This window comes from Sphingomonas sp. CFBP 8765, assembly GCF_014841445.1.
Taxonomy (GTDB): domain Bacteria; phylum Pseudomonadota; class Alphaproteobacteria; order Sphingomonadales; family Sphingomonadaceae; genus Sphingomonas; species Sphingomonas aerolata.
On sequence record NZ_JACYTY010000002.1, the window covers coordinates 792,060 to 813,708 of the forward strand.

Sequence of the window (21,649 nt, forward strand, 5' to 3'; positions counted from 1 at the left end):
GCAGGCTGAACGTCGCGTGCAGCTTGCAGACAGGTGCGATCCTGGTCATGTCTGACATTTGGCTGCGCGGCGTGCCGGGGGGCTTGAGCACGGTGATCTATTTATATAATACAGCTGGCGAGTGGTCCGGCGGATTCGGGTCGGGACGGGGATAGCGCGCGCATGAACTACGAAGCCAGGACGATCGGCGGCGAGCCGCAGCAGGTGCTGACGGATCAGACGCCGCCGTCGCATACCCGTCGCAACATCATCATCGCGGTGGTCGTCATCCTCGCGGCGCTCGCCATCGCCTGGTTCGCGTTCGGATCGGGCAAGAAGGATGCGGCGGCGCCCGGCGCGCCGACCGAGCAGATTCCGAGCGTCACCGTCATCGTGCCCGGGCGCCAGACCGTCGACCGCGTGATCGCCGCGACCGGTACGCTGGCCGCGCGGCGCGAGATGCCCGTCGGCGTCGCGGGCGAGGGCGGCATGATCACGCGCGTGCTGGTCGAGCCGGGCCAGTGGGTCGCGGCGGGGCAGGTGCTCGCGACGGTCGACCGCTCGGTCCAGACCGAGACCGCGGCATCGCTGTCGGCATCCGTATCGGTGGCGCGGTCGGACGAGACGATCGCGCAGGCGGAGCTCGACCGTGCGCAGCAGCTGGTCGATCGCGGGTTCATCTCGAAGGCGGATCTCCAGCGCAAGGCGGCGACGCGCGATGCGGCGGCGGCGCGCGTGAAGGTGGCGCAGGCGTCGCTCGGCGAGGCCCGCGCGCGCAACGGGCGACTCGACATCCGTGCACCGGCCGCCGGCCTCGTGCTGACCCGCGGCGTCGAGCCCGGGCAGATCGTCAGCTCGGGAACCGGCGTGCTGTTCCGCATGGCGATGGGCGGACAGATGGAAATGCGCGCGGCGCTGGCCGAAAGCGATCTGCTCGGCCTTCCGGTCGGCGCGCGGGCGACGGTGACGCCGGTCGGTTCGGCCAAGGGGTATAAGGGCGAGGTCTGGCAGGTGTCGCCGGTGATCGACCCGCAGACGCGCCAGGGCGTCGCGCGAATCGCGCTCGCCTATGATCCCGCGCTGCGCCCGGGCGGGTTCGCCGCGGCGTCGATCGTCGGTGGCGCGACGGTCGCACCGCAGCTTCCCGACTCGGCGTTGCAGAGCGACGACAAGGGCAGTTTCGTGTATGTTGTCGGTCCCGACGACAAGGTGGTGCGCCGCGACGTGAAGATCGGTCAGGTTTCCGACAGTGCGGTGACGATCGCGGGCGGGCTGCAGGGCAACGAACGCGTCGTCCAGTCGGCCGGCGGGTTCCTCGCACCGGGGCAGAAGGTCAAGCCCGTGACCAAGGCGACGACCAGCGCGACGACGACACCCACCAGTATCAAACGGGGCTGACGCACCATGGGTTTCCGCAACATCTCGGCTTGGGCGATCCGCAACCCGGTACCGCCAATCGTGCTGTTCCTCGCACTGACGCTGGCGGGAATCGTCAGCTTCATGCGGATGGACGTGAACAACGATCCGGATATCGACTTCCCGATCGCGATCGTCGTCATCAGCCAGCCGGGCGCGGCGCCCACCGAACTGGAAACCCAGGTCACGCAGCGGGTCGAGGCGGCGGTGCGGACGCTGCAGGGCATCGACCAGATCAGCTCGACGGTCACCGAAGGCACGTCGCAGACGGTCATCCAGCTCAATATCGGCACGCCGATCGACCGCGCGGTCAACGACGTTCGCGACGCGATCGCGCAGATCCGCGGCGACCTGCCCGAGGGGATCCTCGAGCCGCAGGTGTTCCGCGCCAACACCACCGACGAGGATATCGCGAGCTATTCCGCGATCGCCAGCGACATGACGGTCGAACAGCTCAGCTGGTACATCGACAATACCGTGGCGAAGGAGCTGCTGTCGGTATCGGGGCTTGCCGCGGTCAACCGCAATGGCGGGGTGAGCCGCGAGATTCGCGTGATCCTCGATCCCGTCAAGCTGCAGAGCCAGGGGCTGACCGCGAGCCAGGTCAACGCGCAGTTGCGTCAGGTCAATCTGAACGCGGCGGGCGGCCGCGCGGAGATCGCCGGATCCGAACAGTCGGTCCGTGTGCTCGGAAATGCCAAGAACGCTTATGACCTTGGCCAGACGCAGATCTCGGTCGGCGGGCGGACCGTGCGGCTGGCGGACATCGCGCAGGTCCGCGATCTCTATGCCGAGCAGCGGACGGCGGCGGCGATCAACGGTCGCCAGGTCATCAGCTTCGACTTCCAGCGCGCCAAGGGCGCGTCCGACGTCACCGTGTTCAACGATGCGGTGAAGAAGCTCGAGGCGCTGGAGAAGCGCAACCCGGCGGTGCATTTCGTGCTGCGCTCGAACAGCGTGAAATATACCGAGGAGCAATATCACAGCGCGATCGACGCGATGATCGAGGGCGCGGTGCTCGCGGTGATCGTGGTGTTCCTGTTCCTGCGCGACTGGCGCGCGACGATCATTTCCGCACTCGCGATTCCGCTGTCGGCGATTCCCGCCTTCTGGTTCATGGACCTGCTCGGCTTCACGCTGAACCAGATGACGCTGCTCGCACTCAGCCTCGTCGCGGGCGTGCTGGTCGATGACGCGATCGTCGAGATCGAGAACATCGTCCGGCACATGCGGATGGGCAAATCCGCCTATCAGGCGTCGATCGACGCCGCCGACGAGATCGGGCTGGCAGTGCTGGCGACGACGATGTCGATCGTCGCGGTCTTCCTGCCGGTCGGGCTGATGCCGGGTATCTCGGGCCAGTTCTTCAAGAATTTCGGTCTGACCGTGGTCGCCTCGGTGCTGATGAGCCTCGCGGTCGCGCGTCTGATCACGCCGATGATCGCGGCCTATTTCCTGAAGGCCCACGGCACCGCCAGCCACGGCGAGGGCAAGCTGATGGACTGGTACATGGCGTCGCTGCGCTTCACGCTGCGGCACCGCTGGCTGCCGGTCGTCGCCGGTGCGGCCGCGACCGCGATCACGATCGCGATGTTCTTCGTCCTGCCCTCGACCTTCCAGCCGCCGCGCGACAGCGATACCAGCACCGCGACGATCGACATGGTCCCCGGCACGACGCTGGCGCAGACCCAGGCGGTCGTGACCCGGGTCGCGAGCATCCTCCAGGCGCAACCCGATGTCGCATCGGTCTATGCGCGCACCGCGGTCGGCAATGGCCGGGTCACGGCGACGCTCAAGGACGATCGCTCGATGAAGAGCACCGCATTCGAGCGGAGCCTCGCGCCGCAGCTCGCGGCGATCCCCGATGCGCGTGTGTCGTTCCGGTCGCAGTTCGGCTGGGGCGGCAGCAATCGCGACGTGACGATCACGCTGGGCGGCGACGACCCGGTCAAGCTCGACGCGACCGCGCAGAAGATCGTGACCGAGATGGCGAAACTGCCCTCGCTCGTCGCACCGCGCGTCGCTGGCAATCTGCAGCGGCCTGAAATCGTCATCCGCCCGCGGCTCGACCTCGCCGCCAATCTCGGCGTGACGACGCAGGGCCTGTCGAGTGCGATCCGCATCGCGACGCTGGGCGATATCGACCAGAACAGCGCACGCTTCTCGCTCAGCGATCGCCAGATCCCGATCCGCGTCGCGCTTGACCAGAATGCGCGGACGAGCCTCGCGACGATCCAGAACCTGCCGGTCGCCACCGCGACGGGCGGATCGGTGCCGCTCAGCCTCGTCGCCGATATCGGGCTGGGCTCGGGGCCGACCAAGATCGACCGCGTCAACCAGCAGCGCCAGCTGTCGATCGGAGCGGATCTCGCGCCCGGCGTGATCAGCGGCGATGCGCAGAAGCAGATCCATGCGCTGCCGACGATGAACGCGCTGCCGATCGGGGTGAGCGAACTCGTCCTTGGCCAGGCCAAGTGGCAGGCCGAGATGATCAGCAACTTCATCGTCGCGGTGGTGGCGGGCGTGCTGCTCGTCTTCGCGGTGCTCGTGCTGCTCTATCGCCGTCTGTTGCCGCCGTTCGTCAACATGGGCTCGCTGATCCTCGCGCCGCTCGGCGGGCTGCTCGCCTTGTGGGTGACGGGTCATCCGATCTCGATGCCGGTCTATATCGGGCTGCTGATGCTGCTCGGGATCGTCGCGAAGAACTCGATCCTGCTGATCGACTTTGCGCTCGAGGAGATGGGCAAGGGCGTCGATATCTGGACTGCGATCGTCGATGCCGGGCACAAGCGCGCGCAGCCGATCGTCATGACCACGGTCGCGATGGTCGCGGGCATGGTGCCGACCGCGTTGTCGATCGGCGGCGACGGATCGTTCCGCGCGCCGATGGGCATCACCGTGATCGGCGGTCTGGTGATGTCGACCGTGCTGACGCTGCTGATCGTGCCGGCGACGTTCAGCATCGCGGTCGGGATCGAGCGCTGGGCAGGGCCACGATTGGGTCGTCGCCTGCTCACCTTCCGGCCCGGCGACGACGGCGCGGAAGTGGTCGGGATCGCCGGCCCCAACGCGCCGGCGCTCGGGCCGGCATCGCCCAAGATCGGCTTTCGCGATGGCGATGGCGGGACACAGCCGGCGGAATGATCGCCGGCGTGACACCTCACGGGTGAACTATCCCTGCGCTCGGGGATTGTTTTGGGCATGACATCGAATTCCCGCGTGCGCCTGGCCAAGGAAGCGACCAACCCGGCTCTCATTCGCATGCGGATCGTCGCGACCGGGTTGTTGGTGCTGATGGCGGTCGTGTTCCTGGTCAGCCGCGCGCTGGTCGACCGGCACCCCGCGATCGGCTTCGTCCGGGCCTTTGCCGAGGCGGCGATGGTCGGCGGACTGGCGGACTGGTTTGCGGTCACCGCGCTGTTCCGCCATCCGCTCGGGCTGCCGATCCCGCACACCGCGATCATCCCGCGGAACAAGGACCGGATCGGCGATACGCTGGCGATATTCCTGCGCGACAATTTCCTGCTGCCTTCGGTCATCTCGCGCCGGATGCGGCGGCTCGACGTCGCGGGCGCGATCGCACACTGGCTGACCGATCCGCCCGAAGGGGCAGGGGGACGGTTCCGGTCGGGCGCGTCGAAGCTGGTCGCGCAGATTCTCGAAGGCCTCGACCCCGCGCGGCTCGGCGGCATGGTGAAGGCCGGCATCCGCGCAAGGCTGCGCCAGACCGAGATATCGCCGATCCTCGGCCAGCTGCTCAAGGCCGCGATCGCCGAACGTCGTCATGCCCCGCTGCTCGAGGCGGCAATCCGCTGGGCATCGGTCACGCTCGCCGCGAACGACCATCTCGTCCGCGCAATGGTGCATGAGAAGTCGGGTTCGATCCTGCGCTGGACGGGGCTCGACACCACGGTCGCGGACAAGCTGATCAACGGGTTCGACCGCCTGCTCGCCGAGATGGCGGAGGATCCCCAGCACCCGTTGCGGCTAAAGGCAGAGGAGGCGCTCGACCGGCTGGCCTGGGACCTGCAATATGACCGCCGCATGCGCGAGCGGGTCGAGGCGATGAAGAACGACCTGCTCGACAACCCCGCGATGCAGCGCTGGCTCGACGGTCTGTGGGAGCAGGCGCGCGGCGCGCTGCTGGCGATCGCGCGCGATCCCGAGCGCGCGATGGCGGGCAAGCTGGGCGACGTGCTGCGCCAGCTCGGCGAGACGCTGCTCCACGATCCGCGGCTGTCGCATACGATCAACCGGTTCGTCCGCCGCGCGGTCGTCAGCATCGCGGCGGATTATGGCGACGGGATCGTCCGGCTCGTGTCGGAGACGGTGCGCGGCTGGGATGCCGATACGATCACCAGCCGGCTGGAGAATGCGGTCGGTCGCGACCTGCAATACATCCGCGTCAATGGCACGATCGTGGGCGGGCTCGTCGGCCTGGTGATCCACACGGTCGACCGGATCCTCTAGTCGCCCCGGTTATCGCTCCCAGTCGGGCATCGGCCAGCCCTTTGCCTTTGCCAGCAGGCGGAGCGGACCGTGCGCGTTGACCGCGAATGGCTCGTCGGCCCAGGCAAAGGTCGGCGCATCGGAGACATGGTCCGAATAGAAGCGGACATGCGCATCGTGCCGCGCGATCCCCTCGCGCGCCATCCAGCGCTCGATCATCGCGAGCTTGGCGGGGCCGTAGCAATTCTCGCCGTCGATACCGGCGAGCAGATGGCCGTTCGCGTCGCGCAGGCTCTCGGTACCGATCACCGCATCGAAGCCGAGCCGCTCGGCGATCGACTCGACGTAGAAGCGGTAGGAGGCGGTCGCCATCACCAGCCTGTATCCCGCCGCGCGATCCGCCTCGATCTGGCGGAGCGCGGCGGCGAAGACCCCGTCGCGCATCACGCGGTCGGCAAACGCCTCGGCGGCGCGACGCTCCTGCGCCGGGGTCAGCGTCTTGCCGAGCATCATCCGCTGCATGATGTGCTTCAGGCGGCCCCGGCTCATCAGCTTTGCGAGATATCCCGCCGCCGCGAGCGCCGCGACCGGCACCAGCGCGAGTCGCCACGGCGCGCCGCCGGTCCGCGTGGTGTGGATCAGGAACGGCGTCCAGGTCGGCGCGTGCGTGATCGTCTTGTCCATGTCGTAGATGGCGAGAAGCTGGGTCATTGGGCCGGCTTACACAGCATTCGTCTTGCCGATCCAGTCCGTTTGCCGCAAAGGTGCCGCCGATGAGCGCGATGGCCGATTTTCAGCAGGACGGTGCCGACACGGGTACGCTTCGCTTCACCGGCGATCTGTCGCTCGCCAACATCGGAAATCTTCCCGATCGGCTCGAGGCGGTCGATGCCGCGTCGATCAAACGGGTCGATCTGAGCCAGGTTGACCGGATCGACACGATCGGCGCCTGGATCGTCCACCGCTTTGCCGCACGCAACGATGCGACGATCGACGGGCTCGATGCCGACGGCCAGAATTTGTTCGATCAGGTCGTCGCCTCCGACCAGCCGCTGGCGGCACGCGGCAAGCCGGTCGGTTCGGTAAAGCGCGTGCTGGGCGAGATCGGCGACGCGGTCGTGCTGACCGGCCGGACGATGCTCGGCCTGCTCGCCTTTCTGGGCGCGACGACGATCGCCTTCGGCAGCGTCATTCGCCACCCCAAGCGCTTCCGCTTCAACGCGGTCGTCCAGCGGTTCGAGGTCGTCGGCATCGCCGCACTCGGCATCGTCGGACTGATGAGCTTCCTGATCGGCGTCGTCATCGCGCAGCAGGGCGCGGTCCAGCTCCGCCAGTTCGGCGCAGAGGTGTTCACGATCAATCTGGTCGGGCGGCTGACGCTGCGCGAACTCGGCGTGCTGATGACCGCGATCATGGTCGCGGGCCGGTCGGGCTCCGCCTTTGCCGCGCAGCTCGGCACGATGAAGCTGACCGAAGAGATCGACGCGATGCGGACGATCGGGGTGTCGCCGATGGAGGCGCTGGTCCTGCCGCGCGTGCTGGCGGCGATCGTGATGATGCCGCTGCTCGCCTTCTACGCGTCGCTGATCGCGATCATCGGCGGTGGGCTGCTGTGCTGGATCCAGCTCGGCATCCCGCCCGTCACCTTCATCGCCCGGATCCGCGAAGTCGTGCCGATCACCGATCTGTACATCGCGCTGATCAAGGCCCCGGTCTTCGGCGCGATCATCGCGGTCGCGGGTTGTTTCCAGGGCATGCAGGTCGAGGCCGACGCCGAACAGGTCGGGCTGCGCACGACCTCGGCGGTGGTGCAGGGCATCTTCCTCGTCATCGTGCTCGACGCGTTCTTCGCGGTATTCTTCACCTGGATCGGCTGGGACTGATGGCCCGCAAGACTGACGACAGCATCATCTCCGTAAAGGGGCTGAGGAACGAGTTCGGCGATTCGGTCGTGCATGACGGTCTCGATCTCGACGTCCGGCGTGGCGAGATCCTCGGCGTGGTCGGCGGTTCGGGGACCGGCAAGTCGGTGCTGATGCGCTCGATCATCGGCCTCCAGACGCCCGCCGAGGGCGCGATCACGGTGTTCGGAGAATCGAATATCGGCCGCGAGGAAACCGAGGCGACCGAGATCCGCAAGCGCTGGGGCGTGCTGTTCCAGGGCGGTGCGCTGTTCTCGACGCTGACCGTCGCCGAAAATGTCGAAGTGCCGCTGCGCGAATTCTATCCCGACCTGCCGCCCGCGCTACTCGCCGAGATCGCCGCGTACAAGGTCGTGATGACCGGGCTGCCGGCCGATGCCGCGAACAAGTTTCCCGCCGAATTGTCGGGCGGCATGAAGAAGCGCGCCGGGCTCGCGCGCGCGCTCGCGCTTGACCCCGAACTGCTGTTCCTTGACGAACCGACCGCCGGGCTCGACCCGATCGGCGCGGCGGCGTTCGATTCGCTGACGCAGTCGTTGCAGAAGACGCTGGGCCTGACCGTCTTCCTGATCACGCACGACCTCGATACGCTTTACGCGATCTGCGACCGTGTCGCGGTGCTCGCCGACAAGAAGGTGATCGCGGTCGGCACGATCGACGAACTGCTCGCGCTCGACCATCCGTGGATCGAGGAATATTTCAAGGGACCGCGCGGCCGCGCCGCGGTGGCGACCAAGGAGGCGCATCGCAGCGCCGACGCGGTTGCCGATGCCCACCCGACCGAAGTCCAGTCCAAGCAGTCCGCGCCGGACGACGCCGACGCGACATATGCCGAGAAAGAAGCAAGGACGCTCTGATGGAAACCCGTTCGAACCATGTCCTTGTCGGCGCCGTCGTGCTGATCCTGCTCGCGATGCTCGCGCTTTTCACCGTGTGGATCGCGCGTCTCGGTGGCACGGAAGAGAAGGAATATGACATCTTCTTCCGCCAGTCGGTCGATGGTCTGGCGCGCGGCTCCGCAGTGACCTTTTCAGGTGTGCCGTCGGGTCAGGTGAAGTCGATCTCGCTGTGGAAGAACGACCCGCAGTTCGTTCGCGTCCGCATCAGCGTGAACGAAGAGACGCCGGTGCTGCAGGGCACGACCGCGTCGATCTCGGGCGTCGGGTTCACCGGCGTCAGCCAGGTGTCGCTCGATGGCGCGCGCAAGGGTGCGCCCGCGGTCGGCTGCCCCGATTCGAATGGCCAGCCATGCCCGTACGGCGTGCCGGTCATCCCGACCAAGCAGGGTGGCCTTGGCGCGATCCTCAATTCGGCGCCGCAGCTGCTCGAGCGTCTGTCGACGCTGACCGAGCGGCTGACCGGGCTGCTGACCGATCGCAACCAGGCGTCGATCGCCGGGATTCTCGAGAACACCAATCGCCTGACCGATGCGCTGGCCGATCGCGGGCCGGAAATCGCCGCGACGCTGGCGCAGACGCGGGTCGCGATCCAGCAGGCGGGCGATGCCGCACAGCAGTTCGGCGTGCTCGCGCAGACCACCAACGGGGTGCTCTCCGAAGACGTGAAACCGGCGATGGCCAATCTGAACAAGGCGATCCAGTCGGCCCAGGCCAGCGCCGAAACGCTGAACGCGGCGATCGGCGACGCGCGGCCCGGGCTGCAGGCCTTCTCGAAGACCACCATTCCCGAAGCCAACCGCCTCGTCCACGATCTGCGTACCACCGCCGCAGCGCTGTCGTCGGTTGCCGAACGTGTCGACCAGCAGGGGGCAGGCTCGCTCGTCGGGCAGCAGAAGCTTCCGGACTATAAGGGTAAGTGATGACCGCCATGAAGACACCGCTGTTCATCCTCCTCGCGGCGCTGCCGCTCAGCGCCTGCATCAGCTTTGGCGCCGCACCGCCGCCGACCCTGCTGACGCTAACGACGCAGTCCGCGGTCGCGGTCGGGCAGAACCAGAACTCGGCGACGTCGAAGTCGATCACGTTGCAGGTGCCGACGGTGCCGCAGGCGCTGGCGACGGCGCGCGTGCCGGTGCAGGCGACCGCGACGTCGATCGCCTATGTGAAGGACGCGCAATGGGCCGAGCCGCCCGCACGGCTGTTCGCGCGACTGATGTCCGATACGGTCGCCGCGCGCACCGGGATGGTCGTGCTGTCGACGGTCCAGGCGGTCGGTGATCCGAGTGCAATGCTGGGCGGGGAACTGCGCAATTTCGGGCTCGACGCGACGACGCGCGAGGCGGTCGTGACGTTCGACGCCGCGCTGACGCGGGCGGGGATGCAGTCGGTCGAGAAGCGTCGCTTCGAGGCGCGCGTCCCGGTCGCGGCGATCGATGCGCCGTCCGCGGCGGCGGGGATCAACACCGCGGCTAACAGCGTCGCACAGCAGGTCGCGGACTGGGTCGGCCGCCCGCGCTGACCCAGGGTCAGCCCGCGGGCTGATCCGCCTGCGCGAGCATCGCCTGGGCTTCGGCGAGGTGGAGTCGTTCGACCATCTGACCGTCTAGCCGGATCGCGCCCTTGTCCGCAGTGGCGCCGTCCGCGAACGCTGCGACCACCGTCCGTGCCCATTCGAGCTGGTCGGGGGTAGGGCCGAACGCGGTATTCGCCGCCGCGATCTGCGCCGGATGGATCAGCGTCTTGCCGTCATAGCCGAGACTAGCGCCCTGTTCGGCTTCCGCAGCGAGGCGCGCCGGATCGTCGAGCGCGTTGCAGACGCCGTCCAGCGCCACCAGCCCGGCTGCGCGTGCGGCCGTCACGATAGCCATCAGCGCGGGAATGAGTGGCGTTCGATCGACGCCCGGGCGGCAGCGCAGCTCCTTGGCGAGGTCGTTGGTGCCGGCAATCAGCGCGGTGAGCCGCGATCCCGCGGCCGCACGAGCAATCCCTGGGAGTTCGAGCACGCCGCCACAGGTCTCGATCATCGCCCAGATTGGTGGCCCGTCGGTACCCAGTGCGGCGCGGACGGCGGCAAGATCGACGGCGCCGGAGATCTTGGGCACGAGCACCGCATCGACGCCGAGACCGCGCAAGGCGGCGATGTCGTCGGCGCCCCATGGGGTATCGAGCGCGTTGATCCGCACCACCAGCTCGCGCGTACCGACCCCCCCCGTGCCGACCTCGGCAACGACACGGTCGCGCGCCGCCGCCTTCTCGTCGGGCGCCACCGCATCTTCGAGGTCGAGGATCACGACGTCGCAGGCCAGACTGCGGGCCTTGGCGATGGCGCGGGGGTTGGAGGCGGGCATGTAGAGCGCGCTGCGGCGACGGCGAAGGATCATGACGGCCAGCCTAGAAGACTATGGCCGGGGTTTGAACCCCGGCCCGCCTGCCGCGGGGCGACGCGCTCAGGTGACGACGTCGGGCGCGCTGCGGCCGGTGTGCTGCGCGATCCCCGCGATCGATTCGGCCGCCGCGACGATGCTCGCCAGCATGTTGCCGGTTTCGCGGTCGAGATCACCGCCGACGGGCTCATAGCGTTCGAGATAGACGCGCAGCGTCGCGCCGGTGGTGCCGGTGCCGGACAGGCGGAACACGACGCGGCTGCCGCCGGTGAAGAGAATGCGGACGCCCTGGTTGCGGCTGATCGAGCCGTCGGTCGGGTCGGTATAGGCGAACTCGTCCGCGGTCTCGACGGTGAGGTCGCCGAACTGCTTGCCGGGCAGGGTGGCGAGGCTGGCGCGCAACGCGGCCATCAACGCGTCGGCGCGCGGGGTCTCGATGCCCTCGTAATCGTGGCGCGCGTAATAGTTGCGGCCGAACTTCGCCCAGTGATCGCGGGCGATCGCGTCGACGCTTTCGCCGCGGACCGCGAGGATGTTGAGCCACAGGAGCACTGCCCAGAGCCCGTCCTTCTCACGGACGTGATCGGAGCCGGTCCCGGCGCTTTCCTCACCGCAGATCGTCGCCATGCCCGCATCGAGCAGATTGCCGAAGAACTTCCAGCCGGTCGGCGTCTCGTACGCGGGGATGCCGAGCGCCTGTGCGACGCGGTCGGCGGCCGCGCTGGTCGGCATCGAGCGGGCGATCCCCTTGAGGCCACCGGCATAACCCGGGGCGAGGTGCGCGTTTGCCGCCAGCATCGCGAGGCTGTCCGACGGGGTCACGAAGCGGTGGCGGCCGATGATCAGATTGCGGTCGCCATCGCCATCCGATGCCGCACCGAAATCGGGGGCGTCGGGCGCCATCATCGTCTCGTACAGCTCATGCGCGTGGACGAGATTGGGGTCGGGATGATGCCCGCCGAAATCGGGCAGTGGGGTGCCGTTGCGCACCGTGCCCGCGGCAAAGCCCAAGCGGCGTTCGAGGATCTCTGTCGCATAGGGCCCGGTGACCGCGCTCATCGCGTCGAACGCCATCGTCAGCCTGGCGGCGCGGATCGCGTCGAAGTCGAACAGCGTCTCCATCAGCGCGGCATAGTCCTCGACCGGATCGACCACCTCGACCGGCATGTCGCCGACCATGACCTCACCGTCCTGGTCGAGATCGATGTCGGCCGCGTCGACGGTCAGCCAGCGGTCGATCTCGAGCGTGCGCGCGTTGATCGCGTCGGTGATCGATTCGGGCGCGGGACCGCCATTGGCGATGTTGTACTTGATCCCGAAATCCTCGTCGGGACCGCCAGGATTGTGGCTGGCGGACAGGACCAGCCCGCCGATCGCGCCACGCTTGCGAATCATGTGGCTGGCGGCAGGCGTCGACAGGATGCCGCCACGGCCGACGATCACGCGACCAAAGCCATTCGCCGCGGCCATGCGGATCGCGACCTGGATCACCTCTCGGTTGAGGAACCGGCCGTCGCCGCCGATCACCAGCGTCGCGCCGGCCTTGTCCTCGACCACGTCGAACACCGACTGGACGAAGTTCTCGGCATAATTGGCCTGCTGGAAGACCTTCACCTTCTTGCGCAGACCCGATGTGCCCGGCTTCTGATCGGTATAGGGCGTGCTTGTAACGGTACGGATCATGTAGGCTCCACGAGGCTCGAATACAGGGTCGCATAACGCCGGCCACTCTCGTCCCACGAGAAGTCCGCGCGCATCGCATTGCGCTGCAACATGGCCCAGCGATCGGGGCGTGCATAGAGCGCGATCGTTCGGCGCAGCGCATGGCTGAGCGCTTCGGGCGTGATGCCGTCATGCTGGATACCGGTGGCGACGCCCGCGGCGACCGCCGCCTCGTTCGCGTCGATCACCGTGTCGGCCAGCCCGCCGGTGCGCGCGACGACGGGGATGCAGCCATAGGCCAGCCCGTAGAGCTGAGTCAGGCCGCAGGGTTCGAAGCGCGACGGGATCAGGATCGCATCGGCACCCGCCTGAAGCAGATGAGAGACCGGCTCGTCATAGCCGATGCGAACGCCGACCCGGCCCGGATGCCGCTCGGCGGCGGCGAGAAAGGCGTGTTCGAGCGCGCTATCGCCCGACCCGAGCAGTGCGAGCCGGCCGCCGAGCGCCACCAGCTCGTCGATCGCCGCGACGAGGACGTCCATGCCCTTTTGCCAGGTGAGCCGGCTGATGACGGTGAAGATCGGGCCGTCGCCGGTGTCGAGGCCGTACAGCGTCTCGACCGCACGCTTGTTGACGCGGCGGCGGTTGAGCGTGCGCGCGGTGTAGCGCGACGGCAGCGCGGCATCGGTGGCGGGGTTCCAGACCGCGGGATCGATGCCGTTGACGATCCCCGTCAGCCGATCGGCACGAACGTTGATCAGCCCTTCGAGCCCCATGCCGAATTCGCCGCGACGGATCTCGGCGGCATAGGTCGGGCTGACCGTGGTGATCGCATCGGCAGCCTCGAGCCCGGCCTTCAGGAAACCGACGCCGCCATAATATTCGATCCCGTCGAGCGCGAATGCCGCATCGGGCAGCGCGAGGTCGGCGAAGATTTCTGCGCCATAGCGGCCCTGGAACGCGATATTGTGGATCGTGACGATCGTCTTCGCCGGCGCGCCCGGACCGGGGGCGTAGCGCAGATAGGCAGGCGCCATCGCCGCCTGCCAGTCATGCGCGTGGAGGATGTCGAACTGCTGGCCGTCGACAACGCCCGAGGCGAGATCGGCGGCGGCCCGGCTGAACGCTGCAAAGCGCAGCCAGTTGTCGACCCAGTCGGCGCCGGTCGTGTCGCCATACGGACCGCCGCCGCGCGCAAACAGGCCGGGGGCGTCGAGGATCAGCCGCGGATGGTCGCCGATGCTCGCCGCGAGGATCCGCGCCTCGACGCCGAGCAGGTCGGTGTAGCTGTGGATGACCTTTGCCGTCCGCATGACCGCAGCGAGCGCGGGATAGCCGGGAAGGAAGGTCGTCATCGCGACGCCGTGATGCGCGAGCGCCGCCGGCAGCGCGCCGACGACATCCGCAAGGCCACCGGTCTTGATCAACGGATAGGCTTCTGACGCTACCGAGAGAACACGCATCAGCCGGGCCCCTGTCCTGATCGAGAAAGCGTCGTATACACCCTCACGCGATCAGCCGGTCGATCATGGATTTGGTTACGAGCACCACGCCGCTGTCGGTGCGGCGGAAACGCTGCGCGTCGAGTTCGGCATCCTCGCCGACGACGAGGCCGTCGGGGATGACGACGCCGCGATCGACCACGACTTTCGACAGGCGCGCACCACGGCCGATCTCGCAATGTGGCAGGATCACCGCCTGGTCGAGCATCGAATAGCTGTGCGCGCGCGTGCCCGTGAAGATCAGGCTGCGGTGGATCGACGAGCCCGAGATGATGCAGTCGCCCGAAACCAGGCTCGACACCGCTTCGCCGCGGCGTCCGTCATCGGCATGGACGAACTTGGCGGGCGGGGTGACCTCCGAATAGGTCCAGAGCGGCCAGCTGCGGTCGTAGAGGTCGAGCTTGGGCACCACGTCGGTGAGGTCGATATTGGCCTCCCAATAGGCGTCGACCGTGCCGACGTCGCGCCAATAGGCCTCGACCTCGCTGCCCGAGCGGACGCAGCTGTCGGAGAAGCGATGTGCGACCGCCTTGCCGTGCTTGACGAGGTAGGGGATGATGTCCTTGCCGAAATCGCGTGCGGATCCCGGCGTCTCCGCATCGCGGCGCAGTTCGTCGAACAGCAGTTTGGTGTGGAAGACGTAGATCCCCATCGACGCCAGCGCGATGTCCGGGTTGCCCGGGATCGCGGGCGGATCGGCCGGCTTCTCGACGAACGCGGTGACATTGTCATGCTCGTCGACCGCCATCACGCCGAAGCCGACCGCCTCCATCCGCGGCACTTCGAGGCAGGCGATCGTGACGTCCGCACCGGTCTCGCAATGCTGTTGCAGGATCAGCTCGTAATCCATCTTGTAGATGTGATCGCCGGCCAGGATGACCATGTATTCGGGCGCGTGGCTCTCGATGATGTCGATATTCTGGTAGACCGCGTCGGCGGTGCCCTCATACCATTGGAACTCGCTGATCCGCTGCGACGCGGGCAGGATGTCGAAGCTCTCATTGCGTTCGGAGCGCAGGAAGTTCCAGCCGCTCTGAAGATGGCGGATCAGCGAATGCGCCTTGTACTGAGTCGCGACGCCGATCCGGCGAATGCCCGAGTTGATCGCATTCGACAGCGCGAAATCGATGATCCGCGCCTTGCCGCCGAAATACACCGCGGGTTTTGCGCGGGTATCGGTCAGTTCCATCAACCGACTGCCGCGACCACCGGCCAGCACATACGCCATTGCGTCGCGCGCCAGTGGCTGTCCCCGCCGTTCAACCATGTCCGTCTCTCCCTAATCGTCCGCCGTATAACGCCCCGTTACCCGCGGCTTGTTCCGTCTCAGCCCTCAAACTCGAGCATGATCGTCGCGAGCGGGGGCAAGGTGACCCACGCCGCGCCGTCCTCCGCGACCACGCCGCCGAGATTGCCGAGCCCGCTGCCCCAATATTCATGCGCGTCGCTGTTGATGATCTCGCACCAGCGACCGTCGAGTGGCAGGGGGATGCGGTAGGGCGCGCGTGCGATCGGCGTCATGTTGGCGATGACGGCGACGGGCTTCGCGCCAGGTGCCTTGCGCAGCCAGGCGAAGACCGAATTGGCGGCGTCGTCGGCGATCAGCCATTCGAAACCCTCGGCCTCGCAATCGCGCGCATGGAGCGCGGGCTTGTCGCGATAGACTATGTTGAGGTCGCGGACGAGGTTGCGGATGCCCTCATGGCTGCGGCTGTTGCGCAGGCACCAGTCGAGCGCGCGGCCTTCGGACCATTCGCGGCGCTGCGCAAACTCCTGCCCCATGAAGAGCAGCTTCTTGCCCGGATAGCCCCACATGAACGCGTAATAGGCGCGCAGATTGGCGAATTGCTGCCAGTCGTCGCCGGGCATCTTGGTCAGCAGCGAGCCCTTGCCGTGGACGACCTCGTCATGGCTGAGCGGCAGGACGAAATTCTCGCTGAACGCATAGACCAGGCCGAAATTGATCTCGCCGTGATGATGCTTCCGGTGCAGCGGATCACGCGCCATGTACTGGAGGGTGTCGTGCATGAAGCCCATGTTCCACTTGAACCCGAAGCCCAGGCCACCGCTCTTGCCGTCGTCGCCGACGGGAGCGGAGACGCCCGGCCAGGAGGTCGATTCTTCGGCGATCGTGAAGGTGCCGGGATGCTGCCCGTACACCGCGCGGTTCATGTCGCGCAGGAACGCGACCGCTTCCCAGTTCTCGCGCCCGCCGGTGTCGTTGGGGATCCATTCGCCCGCCTCGCGCGAATAATCGCGGTACAGCATCGACGCGACCGCATCCACGCGAAGCCCGTCGATATGATAGCGCTCGGCCCAGAACAGCGCGTTGTTGACGAGGAAGGACGACACCTCGCGCCGCCCGAAATTGTAGATCGCGGTGTTCCAGTCGGGGTGGAAGCCGAGCCGCGGGTCTTCATGTTCGTAGAGCGCGGTACCGTCGAAATGCGCGAGCCCGAACGCGTCGGTCGGGAAGTGCGCAGGCACCCAGTCGAGCAGCACGCCGATCCCCGCCAGATGCGCACCGTCGACGAACCGCGCGAACCCCTCGACATCGCCGAACCGCGCGGACGGCGCATAGAGCCCCGTGGTCTGATAGCCCCAGCTGGGATCATAGGGGTGTTCGCTGATCGGCATGAACTCGATGTGCGTGAAGCCCATCTCGACCACATACGGGATCAGCCGGTCGGCGAGCGCATCCCAGGTCAGGAACCAGCCCTCGGCATCGCGGTCCCACGATCCGGCATGCACCTCGTAGATGCTGATCGGCACGCGGCGCGGATCGACCGAGGCCCAGTGTTTGCGGTGGCTCGTATCCGCCCATTCGTGCGCGAGCGTGCGGGTGATCGACGCGGTCGCGGGACGCAGTTCGCTGGCAAAGGCGAAGGGATCGGCCTTCAGCGGCTGGAGCCGGCCATCGGGACCGACGATCTCGTATTTATAGGCGCGATATTCGGCGATGTCGGGGATGAAGATCTCCCAGACGCCGACGTCGCCGCGCCTGCGCATCGCGTGGCGGCGGCCATCCCAGTCGTTGAAGTCGCCGACCACCGAGACGCGCTGCGCATTGGGGGCCCAGAGCGCGAAATGCACGCCCGGCGCGCCTTCGTGCTCGATCAGGTGCGCGCCCAACTTGTCATGGAGGCGGTGGTGATTGCCCTCCGCCATCAGCAGGTCGTCGATCGGGCCGAGCACCGGGCCGAAGCTGTACGGGTCGGTCACCCACCAGTCCGTGCCGCCGCCCTCGGCGTGATATTTCACCGGCTGCGGATCGCCGTCGATCGGCCCTTCGAACAGGCCGCGATCGTCGATCCGGGGGAGCGTGCCGAGCGTCTTGCCGTCGAGCGCATGCGCCTCAGCGGTCGTCGCACCCGGCAGCCACGCGCGCGCGAACGTGCCGCCGGGGCCGGCATGCACGCCGAGCAGCGAGAAGGGATCGTGGTGACGCCCCTCCAGCAGGGCAACGATGGCGCCTTCGGGTGGCTTCACATTACCGTCCAGATATCGCGGGCATATTCACGGATCGTCCGGTCCGACGAGAACCAGCCCACGCGCGCGACGTTGCGCACGGTCGAGGCGACCCACGCGTCGCGATCGTTCCAGCGCGTGTCGACGCTGCGCTGCGCGGTGGCATAGCTGTCGAAATCAGCGGCGAGCATGAACCAGTCGCCCTCGTACAGCCCGCCCATCAGCCCAGCGTAGCGCTGACGATCATCGGGCGAGAACACGCCCGAGGCGATCGCCGAGACCGCCTGGCAGAGCTCGTTCGACCCGTCGATCACGCTGCGCGGATCATAGCCCGATGCGCGCTTCGCTTCGACCTCGTCCGCGGTCATCCCGAAGATGAAGATGTTGTCGTCGCCGACCCGGTCCTTGATCTCGATATTCGCGCCGTCGAGCGTGCCGATCGTCAGCGCGCCGTTCATTGCGAACTTCATGTTGCCGGTGCCCGACGCCTCGAGACCCGCGGTCGAGATCTGTTCGCTGAGATCGGCGGCGGGGATGATCTGCTCCGCGAGCGACACATTATAGTTGGGCAGGAACGCGACCTTGAGCAGTCCGCCCACCGACGGATCAGAATTGATCCGCCGCGCGACGTCGTTCGCCAGTTTGATGACGAGTTTCGCATTGTGATAGCTCGATGCCGCCTTACCCGCGAACAGCTTCACGCGGGGCGTCCAGTCGCGTTCGAGATGGCTGCGGATCTGGTCGTACAGCGCGACCGTCTCGATGATGTTGAGCAGCTGACGCTTGTATTCGTGAATGCGCTTGATCTGCACGTCGAACAGCGCGTCGGGGTCTATGCGCAGCCCCAAGCTGTCCTTGATATGATTTGCCAGTGCCACCTTGTTCGAACGCTTCACCGCCCAAAACCGCTCCCTGAACGCGGGATCGTCGGCAAAAACATCGAGATCGATCAGCCGTTCGGCATCATCGAGGAAGCCGTCGCCGATCGCGTCGCGGATCAGCGTGGTGAGGCCCGGGTTGCACTGTTGAAGCCAGCGGCGTGGGGTGATCCCGTTGGTCTTGTTGTTGATCCGTGTCGGATAGAGGCGGTGAAGATCCGCGAAGACCGTCTTCTTCATCAGCTGCGTATGCAGCGCCGCGACGCCGTTGACGCTGTGCGATCCGGCAAAGGCGAGATTGGCCATTCGCACGCGCCGCTCGCCACCCTCGTCGATCAGGCTGATCGCGGCGATCGCGCGGTCGTCTATCCCTGTGACCCCGCGTGCCTCGCGCAGCAGCCTTGCGTTGATCGCGTAGACGATCTGCATGTGGCGCGGCAGCAGGCGCTCGAACAGCGGCAGCGGCCAGCTCTCCAGCGCCTCGGGCAGCAGCGTGTGGTTGGTGTAGCCGAAGGTCGCGCGCGTGATCTTCCACGCCTCGTCGAACGCAAATTCGTGATGGTCGATCAGCAGCCGCATCAGCTCGGCGACCGACACCGCCGGGTGCGTGTCGTTCAGCTGAATCGCAGCCTTGTCGGGCAGCGTGCGGATGTCGCCGAAATACTGGATGTGGCGACGGACGATGTCCTGGATCGAAGCGGACGAGAAGAAATACTCCTGCCGCAGCCGCAGCTCCTGCCCCGCGGCGGTCGAGTCGTTGGGATAGAGCACGCGCGTGAGTGTCTCGGCGCGGAGCTGGTCCGCGAGCGCACCGGAAAAGTCGCCCGCGTTGAACCGGTCGAGCTTGATCGGATCGAACGCGCGCGCGGTCCACAGCCGCAGCGTGTTGACGTGTTCGCCGCGCCAGCCGACGACGGGGGTGTCGACCGCCATCGCCTCGACCGCCTCGGCGGGACTCCAGTGAACCTGGCCGCTGTCGGTCGCGATCACCTCGCCGCCGAAGCCGATGAAATAGGCGCTCTCGCGGCGTTCGAACTCCCAGGGATTGCCGTGCGCGAGCCAGCTTTCGGGCATCTCGACCTGCCAGCCATCGTCGATCCGCTGGCGGAACATGCCGTTCACATAGCGGATGCCATAGCCGTAAGCGGGCAGCGCGAGGCTCGCCATGCTTTCCATGAAGCACGCCGCCAGCCGCCCGAGCCCGCCATTGCCGAGTGCCGCGTCGGGCTCGATCTCCTCGAGCGCGGCAAGGTCGACGCCGTGCAGCGCGAGCGCCCGCGATACCTCGCCGCTGCGTTGCAGGTTCGTCACCGCATCGCGCAAGAGCCGGCCGATCAGGAATTCGAGGCTGAGATAATAGACCCGCTTGGCACCCGCCGCATGCGCCGCCTTGGTCGACGCCATCCAGCGTTCGACGATGTCGTTGCGCACGGTGAGGATCGTTGCCGCGAGCCAGTCGTGCGGAAGCGCGGCCTGCGCATCCTTGCCGATCCGGTGGACGAGCGTGTCGAGGATCGAATCGGCCAGCGTCTGGACGGAGCGCTGCAGGGCGGGGTTTGCGGTCACGCGAATTCCGGATCTCGTTGTCGTCACCGGTGATCCTAGCCGCGCGGACACCTTTGTCACGCGGACTTGCGAGGTCGCGGGACGCGATCGGCCAGTTAGCCGTACATCCCCTGATCCATGTCAGTTTATCTCAGAGCATGCCGATCAGCAGCGTCGCGTTGAGGCCGATAATGACCGCGGCGATGACCCAGGCGAGCGTTTTCAGCCAGACCGGGCTGACCAGGGATCCCATGATTCGCGCGTCCCCGGTGAACTTGACGAGCGGCACGACCGCAAAGGGGAGCTGCAGGCTCAGCACGACCTGGCTCAGCACCAGCAGCCGGGTCGCGCCCGCATCGCCCGCGGCGCCGACCACGAACACCGCGGGGATAATCGCGAGCAGCCGCGTCACCAGCCGGCGTAACCAAACGGGCATGCGCAGGTCGAGGAAGCCCTCCATCACGATCTGGCCGGCGAGCGTGCCCGTCACCGTCGAATTCTGGCCCGAGGCGAGCAGCGCGACTGCGAACACGACGCTCGCAGCCCCCATGCCGAGCATCGGCGCGAGCAGCGCATGCGCCTGGTCGATATCGGCGACGTCGGTGCGCCCGGCGACGTGGAAGGTCGCAGCCGCGAGGATCAGGATCGCGGCGTTGATGAAGAAGGCGAGGCCGAGCGCGATCGTGCCGTCGATCGTCGCCATCGTCACCGCGTCGCGCTTGCCCGCCTCGGTCGCCGCGAACGCGCGCGTCTGGACGATCGACGAGTGGAGATAGAGGTTGTGCGGCATCACCGTCGCGCCGAGGATGCCGATCGCGATGTAGAGCATCGCCGGATTGGTGACGATCTCGGTCGTCGGCACCAGCCCGCCGAGGACGCCTGCCATGTCGGGCCGTGCAAGGAACAGCTCGAAGATGAAGCAGCCGGCTATGATCACCAGCAGCGCGACGATGAACGCCTCGAGCTTGCGGAAGCCGAAGCGTTGCAGCGCGAGGATCAGGAACACGTCGAGCGCTGTCAGCACGACACCCCAGACCAGCGGCAGCCCGAACAGCAGTTTGAGCGCGATCGCGGTGCCGAGCACTTCGGCCAGATCGCAGGCGATGATCGCGATCTCGCACAGGAACCAGAGCACGACCGAAACGCGCTTCGAATAATGCGCGCGGCAGGCCTGGGCGAGGTCGAGCCCGGCGACGATGCCGAGCCGTGCGGACAAGGCCTGGAGGACCATCGCCATCAGGTTGGACAGCAATACGACCGACAGGAGGGTGTAGCCAAACGCCGAGCCGCCGGCGATGTCGGTCGCCCAGTTGCCTGGATCCATATAGCCGACCGCGACGAGATAGCCCGGCCCGACGAACGCGAACAGCCGCCGCCAGAACGGCGCGCCTTCGGGGATCGCGACGGTGCGATAGCTGTCGGACAGCGAATGGGCGAGGGCGGAGCTGGGCGGCGGCATCGCGGGTGCTTTGCCGGATGGGAGCGGAGGGGACAAGCAGTTCGGGTGGCAGGCGGATATCGGGCGGGCGGCGCATGGCTCTTTTT

Annotated in this window: 15 protein-coding genes; 7 read left to right on the forward strand and 8 right to left on the reverse strand. The window is 67.1% G+C overall.

From position 1 onward, the window contains the following. Nucleotides 1–162: 162 nt before the first annotated feature. Genes IFT87_RS08300 through IFT87_RS08310 form a run of 3 tightly spaced genes read left to right on the forward strand, consistent with a single transcriptional unit; the run spans nucleotide 163 to nucleotide 5,865 of the window. Complete coding sequence (locus IFT87_RS08300; protein ID WP_159512295.1) at nucleotides 163–1,377, forward strand: efflux RND transporter periplasmic adaptor subunit; 1,215 nt, start codon at nucleotides 163–165, stop codon at nucleotides 1,375–1,377. Between the two features lie 6 nt (nucleotides 1,378–1,383). Next, the gene (locus IFT87_RS08305) at nucleotides 1,384–4,539 is read left to right on the forward strand and encodes an efflux RND transporter permease subunit (RefSeq protein WP_031440559.1); all 3,156 of its coding nucleotides are present in this window, start codon (nucleotides 1,384–1,386) and stop codon (nucleotides 4,537–4,539) included. 57 nt (nucleotides 4,540–4,596) lie between these two features. Then, nucleotides 4,597–5,865: a DUF445 domain-containing protein gene (locus tag IFT87_RS08310; RefSeq protein ID WP_249403240.1), complete on the forward strand. Its 1,269-nt coding sequence runs from the start codon at nucleotides 4,597–4,599 to the stop codon at nucleotides 5,863–5,865. A gap of 9 nt (nucleotides 5,866–5,874) precedes the next feature. Here IFT87_RS08310 and IFT87_RS08315 read toward each other — a convergent pair whose 3' ends face one another. Next, entirely contained in the window at nucleotides 5,875–6,555 is a 681-nt protein-coding gene (locus IFT87_RS08315) for an HAD family hydrolase (RefSeq protein ID WP_031440557.1), read from the reverse strand. A gap of 62 nt (nucleotides 6,556–6,617) precedes the next feature. Here IFT87_RS08315 and IFT87_RS08320 point away from each other — a divergent pair, with 62 nt between their 5' ends. From IFT87_RS08320 to IFT87_RS08335, 4 genes are read left to right on the forward strand one after another with little or no spacing between them, the layout of a single operon-like run. Continuing rightward, nucleotides 6,618–7,727: an ABC transporter permease gene (locus tag IFT87_RS08320; RefSeq protein ID WP_031396263.1), complete on the forward strand. Its 1,110-nt coding sequence runs from the start codon at nucleotides 6,618–6,620 to the stop codon at nucleotides 7,725–7,727. After that, nucleotides 7,727–8,623, forward strand: a complete 897-nt coding sequence (locus IFT87_RS08325) for an ABC transporter ATP-binding protein (RefSeq protein WP_031396264.1) — start codon at nucleotides 7,727–7,729, stop codon at nucleotides 8,621–8,623. The genes IFT87_RS08320 and IFT87_RS08325 overlap by 1 nt, the downstream gene beginning before the upstream one ends. Beyond that, nucleotides 8,623–9,585 carry an MlaD family protein gene (locus IFT87_RS08330; protein ID WP_192008107.1) on the forward strand — a complete coding sequence of 321 codons (963 nt, stop codon included), beginning with the start codon at nucleotides 8,623–8,625 and terminating at the stop codon, nucleotides 9,583–9,585. Before IFT87_RS08325 ends, IFT87_RS08330 begins: the two co-directional genes overlap by 1 nt. Before the next feature lie 8 nt (nucleotides 9,586–9,593). Then, nucleotides 9,594–10,184, forward strand: a complete 591-nt coding sequence (locus tag IFT87_RS08335; protein WP_192008208.1) for an ABC-type transport auxiliary lipoprotein family protein — start codon at nucleotides 9,594–9,596, stop codon at nucleotides 10,182–10,184. A gap of 7 nt (nucleotides 10,185–10,191) precedes the next feature. On the opposite strand, the gene IFT87_RS08340 is transcribed toward IFT87_RS08335, so the two are convergent. From IFT87_RS08340 to IFT87_RS08370, 7 genes are all read right to left on the reverse strand, one after another. After that, complete coding sequence (locus IFT87_RS08340) at nucleotides 10,192–11,046, reverse strand: HpcH/HpaI aldolase/citrate lyase family protein (RefSeq protein WP_192008108.1); 855 nt, start codon at nucleotides 11,044–11,046, stop codon at nucleotides 10,192–10,194. Nucleotides 11,047–11,112: 66 nt separating this feature from the next. Then, nucleotides 11,113–12,732, reverse strand: coding sequence for an alpha-D-glucose phosphate-specific phosphoglucomutase (locus tag IFT87_RS08345; protein ID WP_037528709.1), 1,620 nt, complete (start codon nucleotides 12,730–12,732; stop codon nucleotides 11,113–11,115). Next, the gene (gene glgA / locus IFT87_RS08350) at nucleotides 12,729–14,174 is read right to left on the reverse strand and encodes a glycogen synthase GlgA (RefSeq protein ID WP_192008109.1); all 1,446 of its coding nucleotides are present in this window, start codon (nucleotides 14,172–14,174) and stop codon (nucleotides 12,729–12,731) included. The genes IFT87_RS08345 and glgA overlap by 4 nt, the downstream gene beginning before the upstream one ends. A gap of 43 nt (nucleotides 14,175–14,217) precedes the next feature. Beyond that, entirely contained in the window at nucleotides 14,218–15,480 is a 1,263-nt protein-coding gene (gene glgC / locus IFT87_RS08355; protein ID WP_031396272.1) for a glucose-1-phosphate adenylyltransferase, read from the reverse strand. A 59-nt stretch (nucleotides 15,481–15,539) separates the two neighbouring features. Next, nucleotides 15,540–17,702, reverse strand: coding sequence for a 1,4-alpha-glucan branching protein GlgB (gene glgB, locus IFT87_RS08360; protein WP_031440551.1), 2,163 nt, complete (start codon nucleotides 17,700–17,702; stop codon nucleotides 15,540–15,542). Next, complete coding sequence (locus tag IFT87_RS08365) at nucleotides 17,699–20,125, reverse strand: glycogen/starch/alpha-glucan phosphorylase (protein ID WP_342211140.1); 2,427 nt, start codon at nucleotides 20,123–20,125, stop codon at nucleotides 17,699–17,701. The genes glgB and IFT87_RS08365 overlap by 4 nt, the downstream gene beginning before the upstream one ends. Nucleotides 20,126–20,255: 130 nt before the next feature. Then, nucleotides 20,256–21,563: an Nramp family divalent metal transporter gene (locus IFT87_RS08370; protein ID WP_031440549.1), complete on the reverse strand. Its 1,308-nt coding sequence runs from the start codon at nucleotides 21,561–21,563 to the stop codon at nucleotides 20,256–20,258. Between the last annotated feature and the right edge of the window lie 86 nt (nucleotides 21,564–21,649).

Coding starts and splice junctions, on each gene's coding strand:
- IFT87_RS08325 (WP_031396264.1), top strand. CDS start 7,727: ATGGCCCGCAAGACTGACGACAGCATCATCTCCGTAAAGGGGCTGAGG.
- IFT87_RS08335 (WP_192008208.1), top strand. CDS start 9,594: ATGAAGACACCGCTGTTCATCCTCCTCGCGGCGCTGCCGCTCAGCGCC.
- IFT87_RS08330 (WP_192008107.1), top strand. CDS start 8,623: ATGGAAACCCGTTCGAACCATGTCCTTGTCGGCGCCGTCGTGCTGATC.
- IFT87_RS08315 (WP_031440557.1), bottom strand. CDS start 6,555: ATGACCCAGCTTCTCGCCATCTACGACATGGACAAGACGATCACGCAC.
- glgA (WP_192008109.1), bottom strand. CDS start 14,174: ATGCGTGTTCTCTCGGTAGCGTCAGAAGCCTATCCGTTGATCAAGACC.
- IFT87_RS08300 (WP_159512295.1), top strand. CDS start 163: ATGAACTACGAAGCCAGGACGATCGGCGGCGAGCCGCAGCAGGTGCTG.
- IFT87_RS08370 (WP_031440549.1), bottom strand. CDS start 21,563: ATGCCGCCGCCCAGCTCCGCCCTCGCCCATTCGCTGTCCGACAGCTAT.
- IFT87_RS08345 (WP_037528709.1), bottom strand. CDS start 12,732: ATGATCCGTACCGTTACAAGCACGCCCTATACCGATCAGAAGCCGGGC.
- IFT87_RS08340 (WP_192008108.1), bottom strand. CDS start 11,046: ATGATCCTTCGCCGTCGCCGCAGCGCGCTCTACATGCCCGCCTCCAAC.
- IFT87_RS08310 (WP_249403240.1), top strand. CDS start 4,597: ATGACATCGAATTCCCGCGTGCGCCTGGCCAAGGAAGCGACCAACCCG.
- IFT87_RS08305 (WP_031440559.1), top strand. CDS start 1,384: ATGGGTTTCCGCAACATCTCGGCTTGGGCGATCCGCAACCCGGTACCG.
- IFT87_RS08320 (WP_031396263.1), top strand. CDS start 6,618: ATGAGCGCGATGGCCGATTTTCAGCAGGACGGTGCCGACACGGGTACG.
- glgC (WP_031396272.1), bottom strand. CDS start 15,480: ATGGTTGAACGGCGGGGACAGCCACTGGCGCGCGACGCAATGGCGTAT.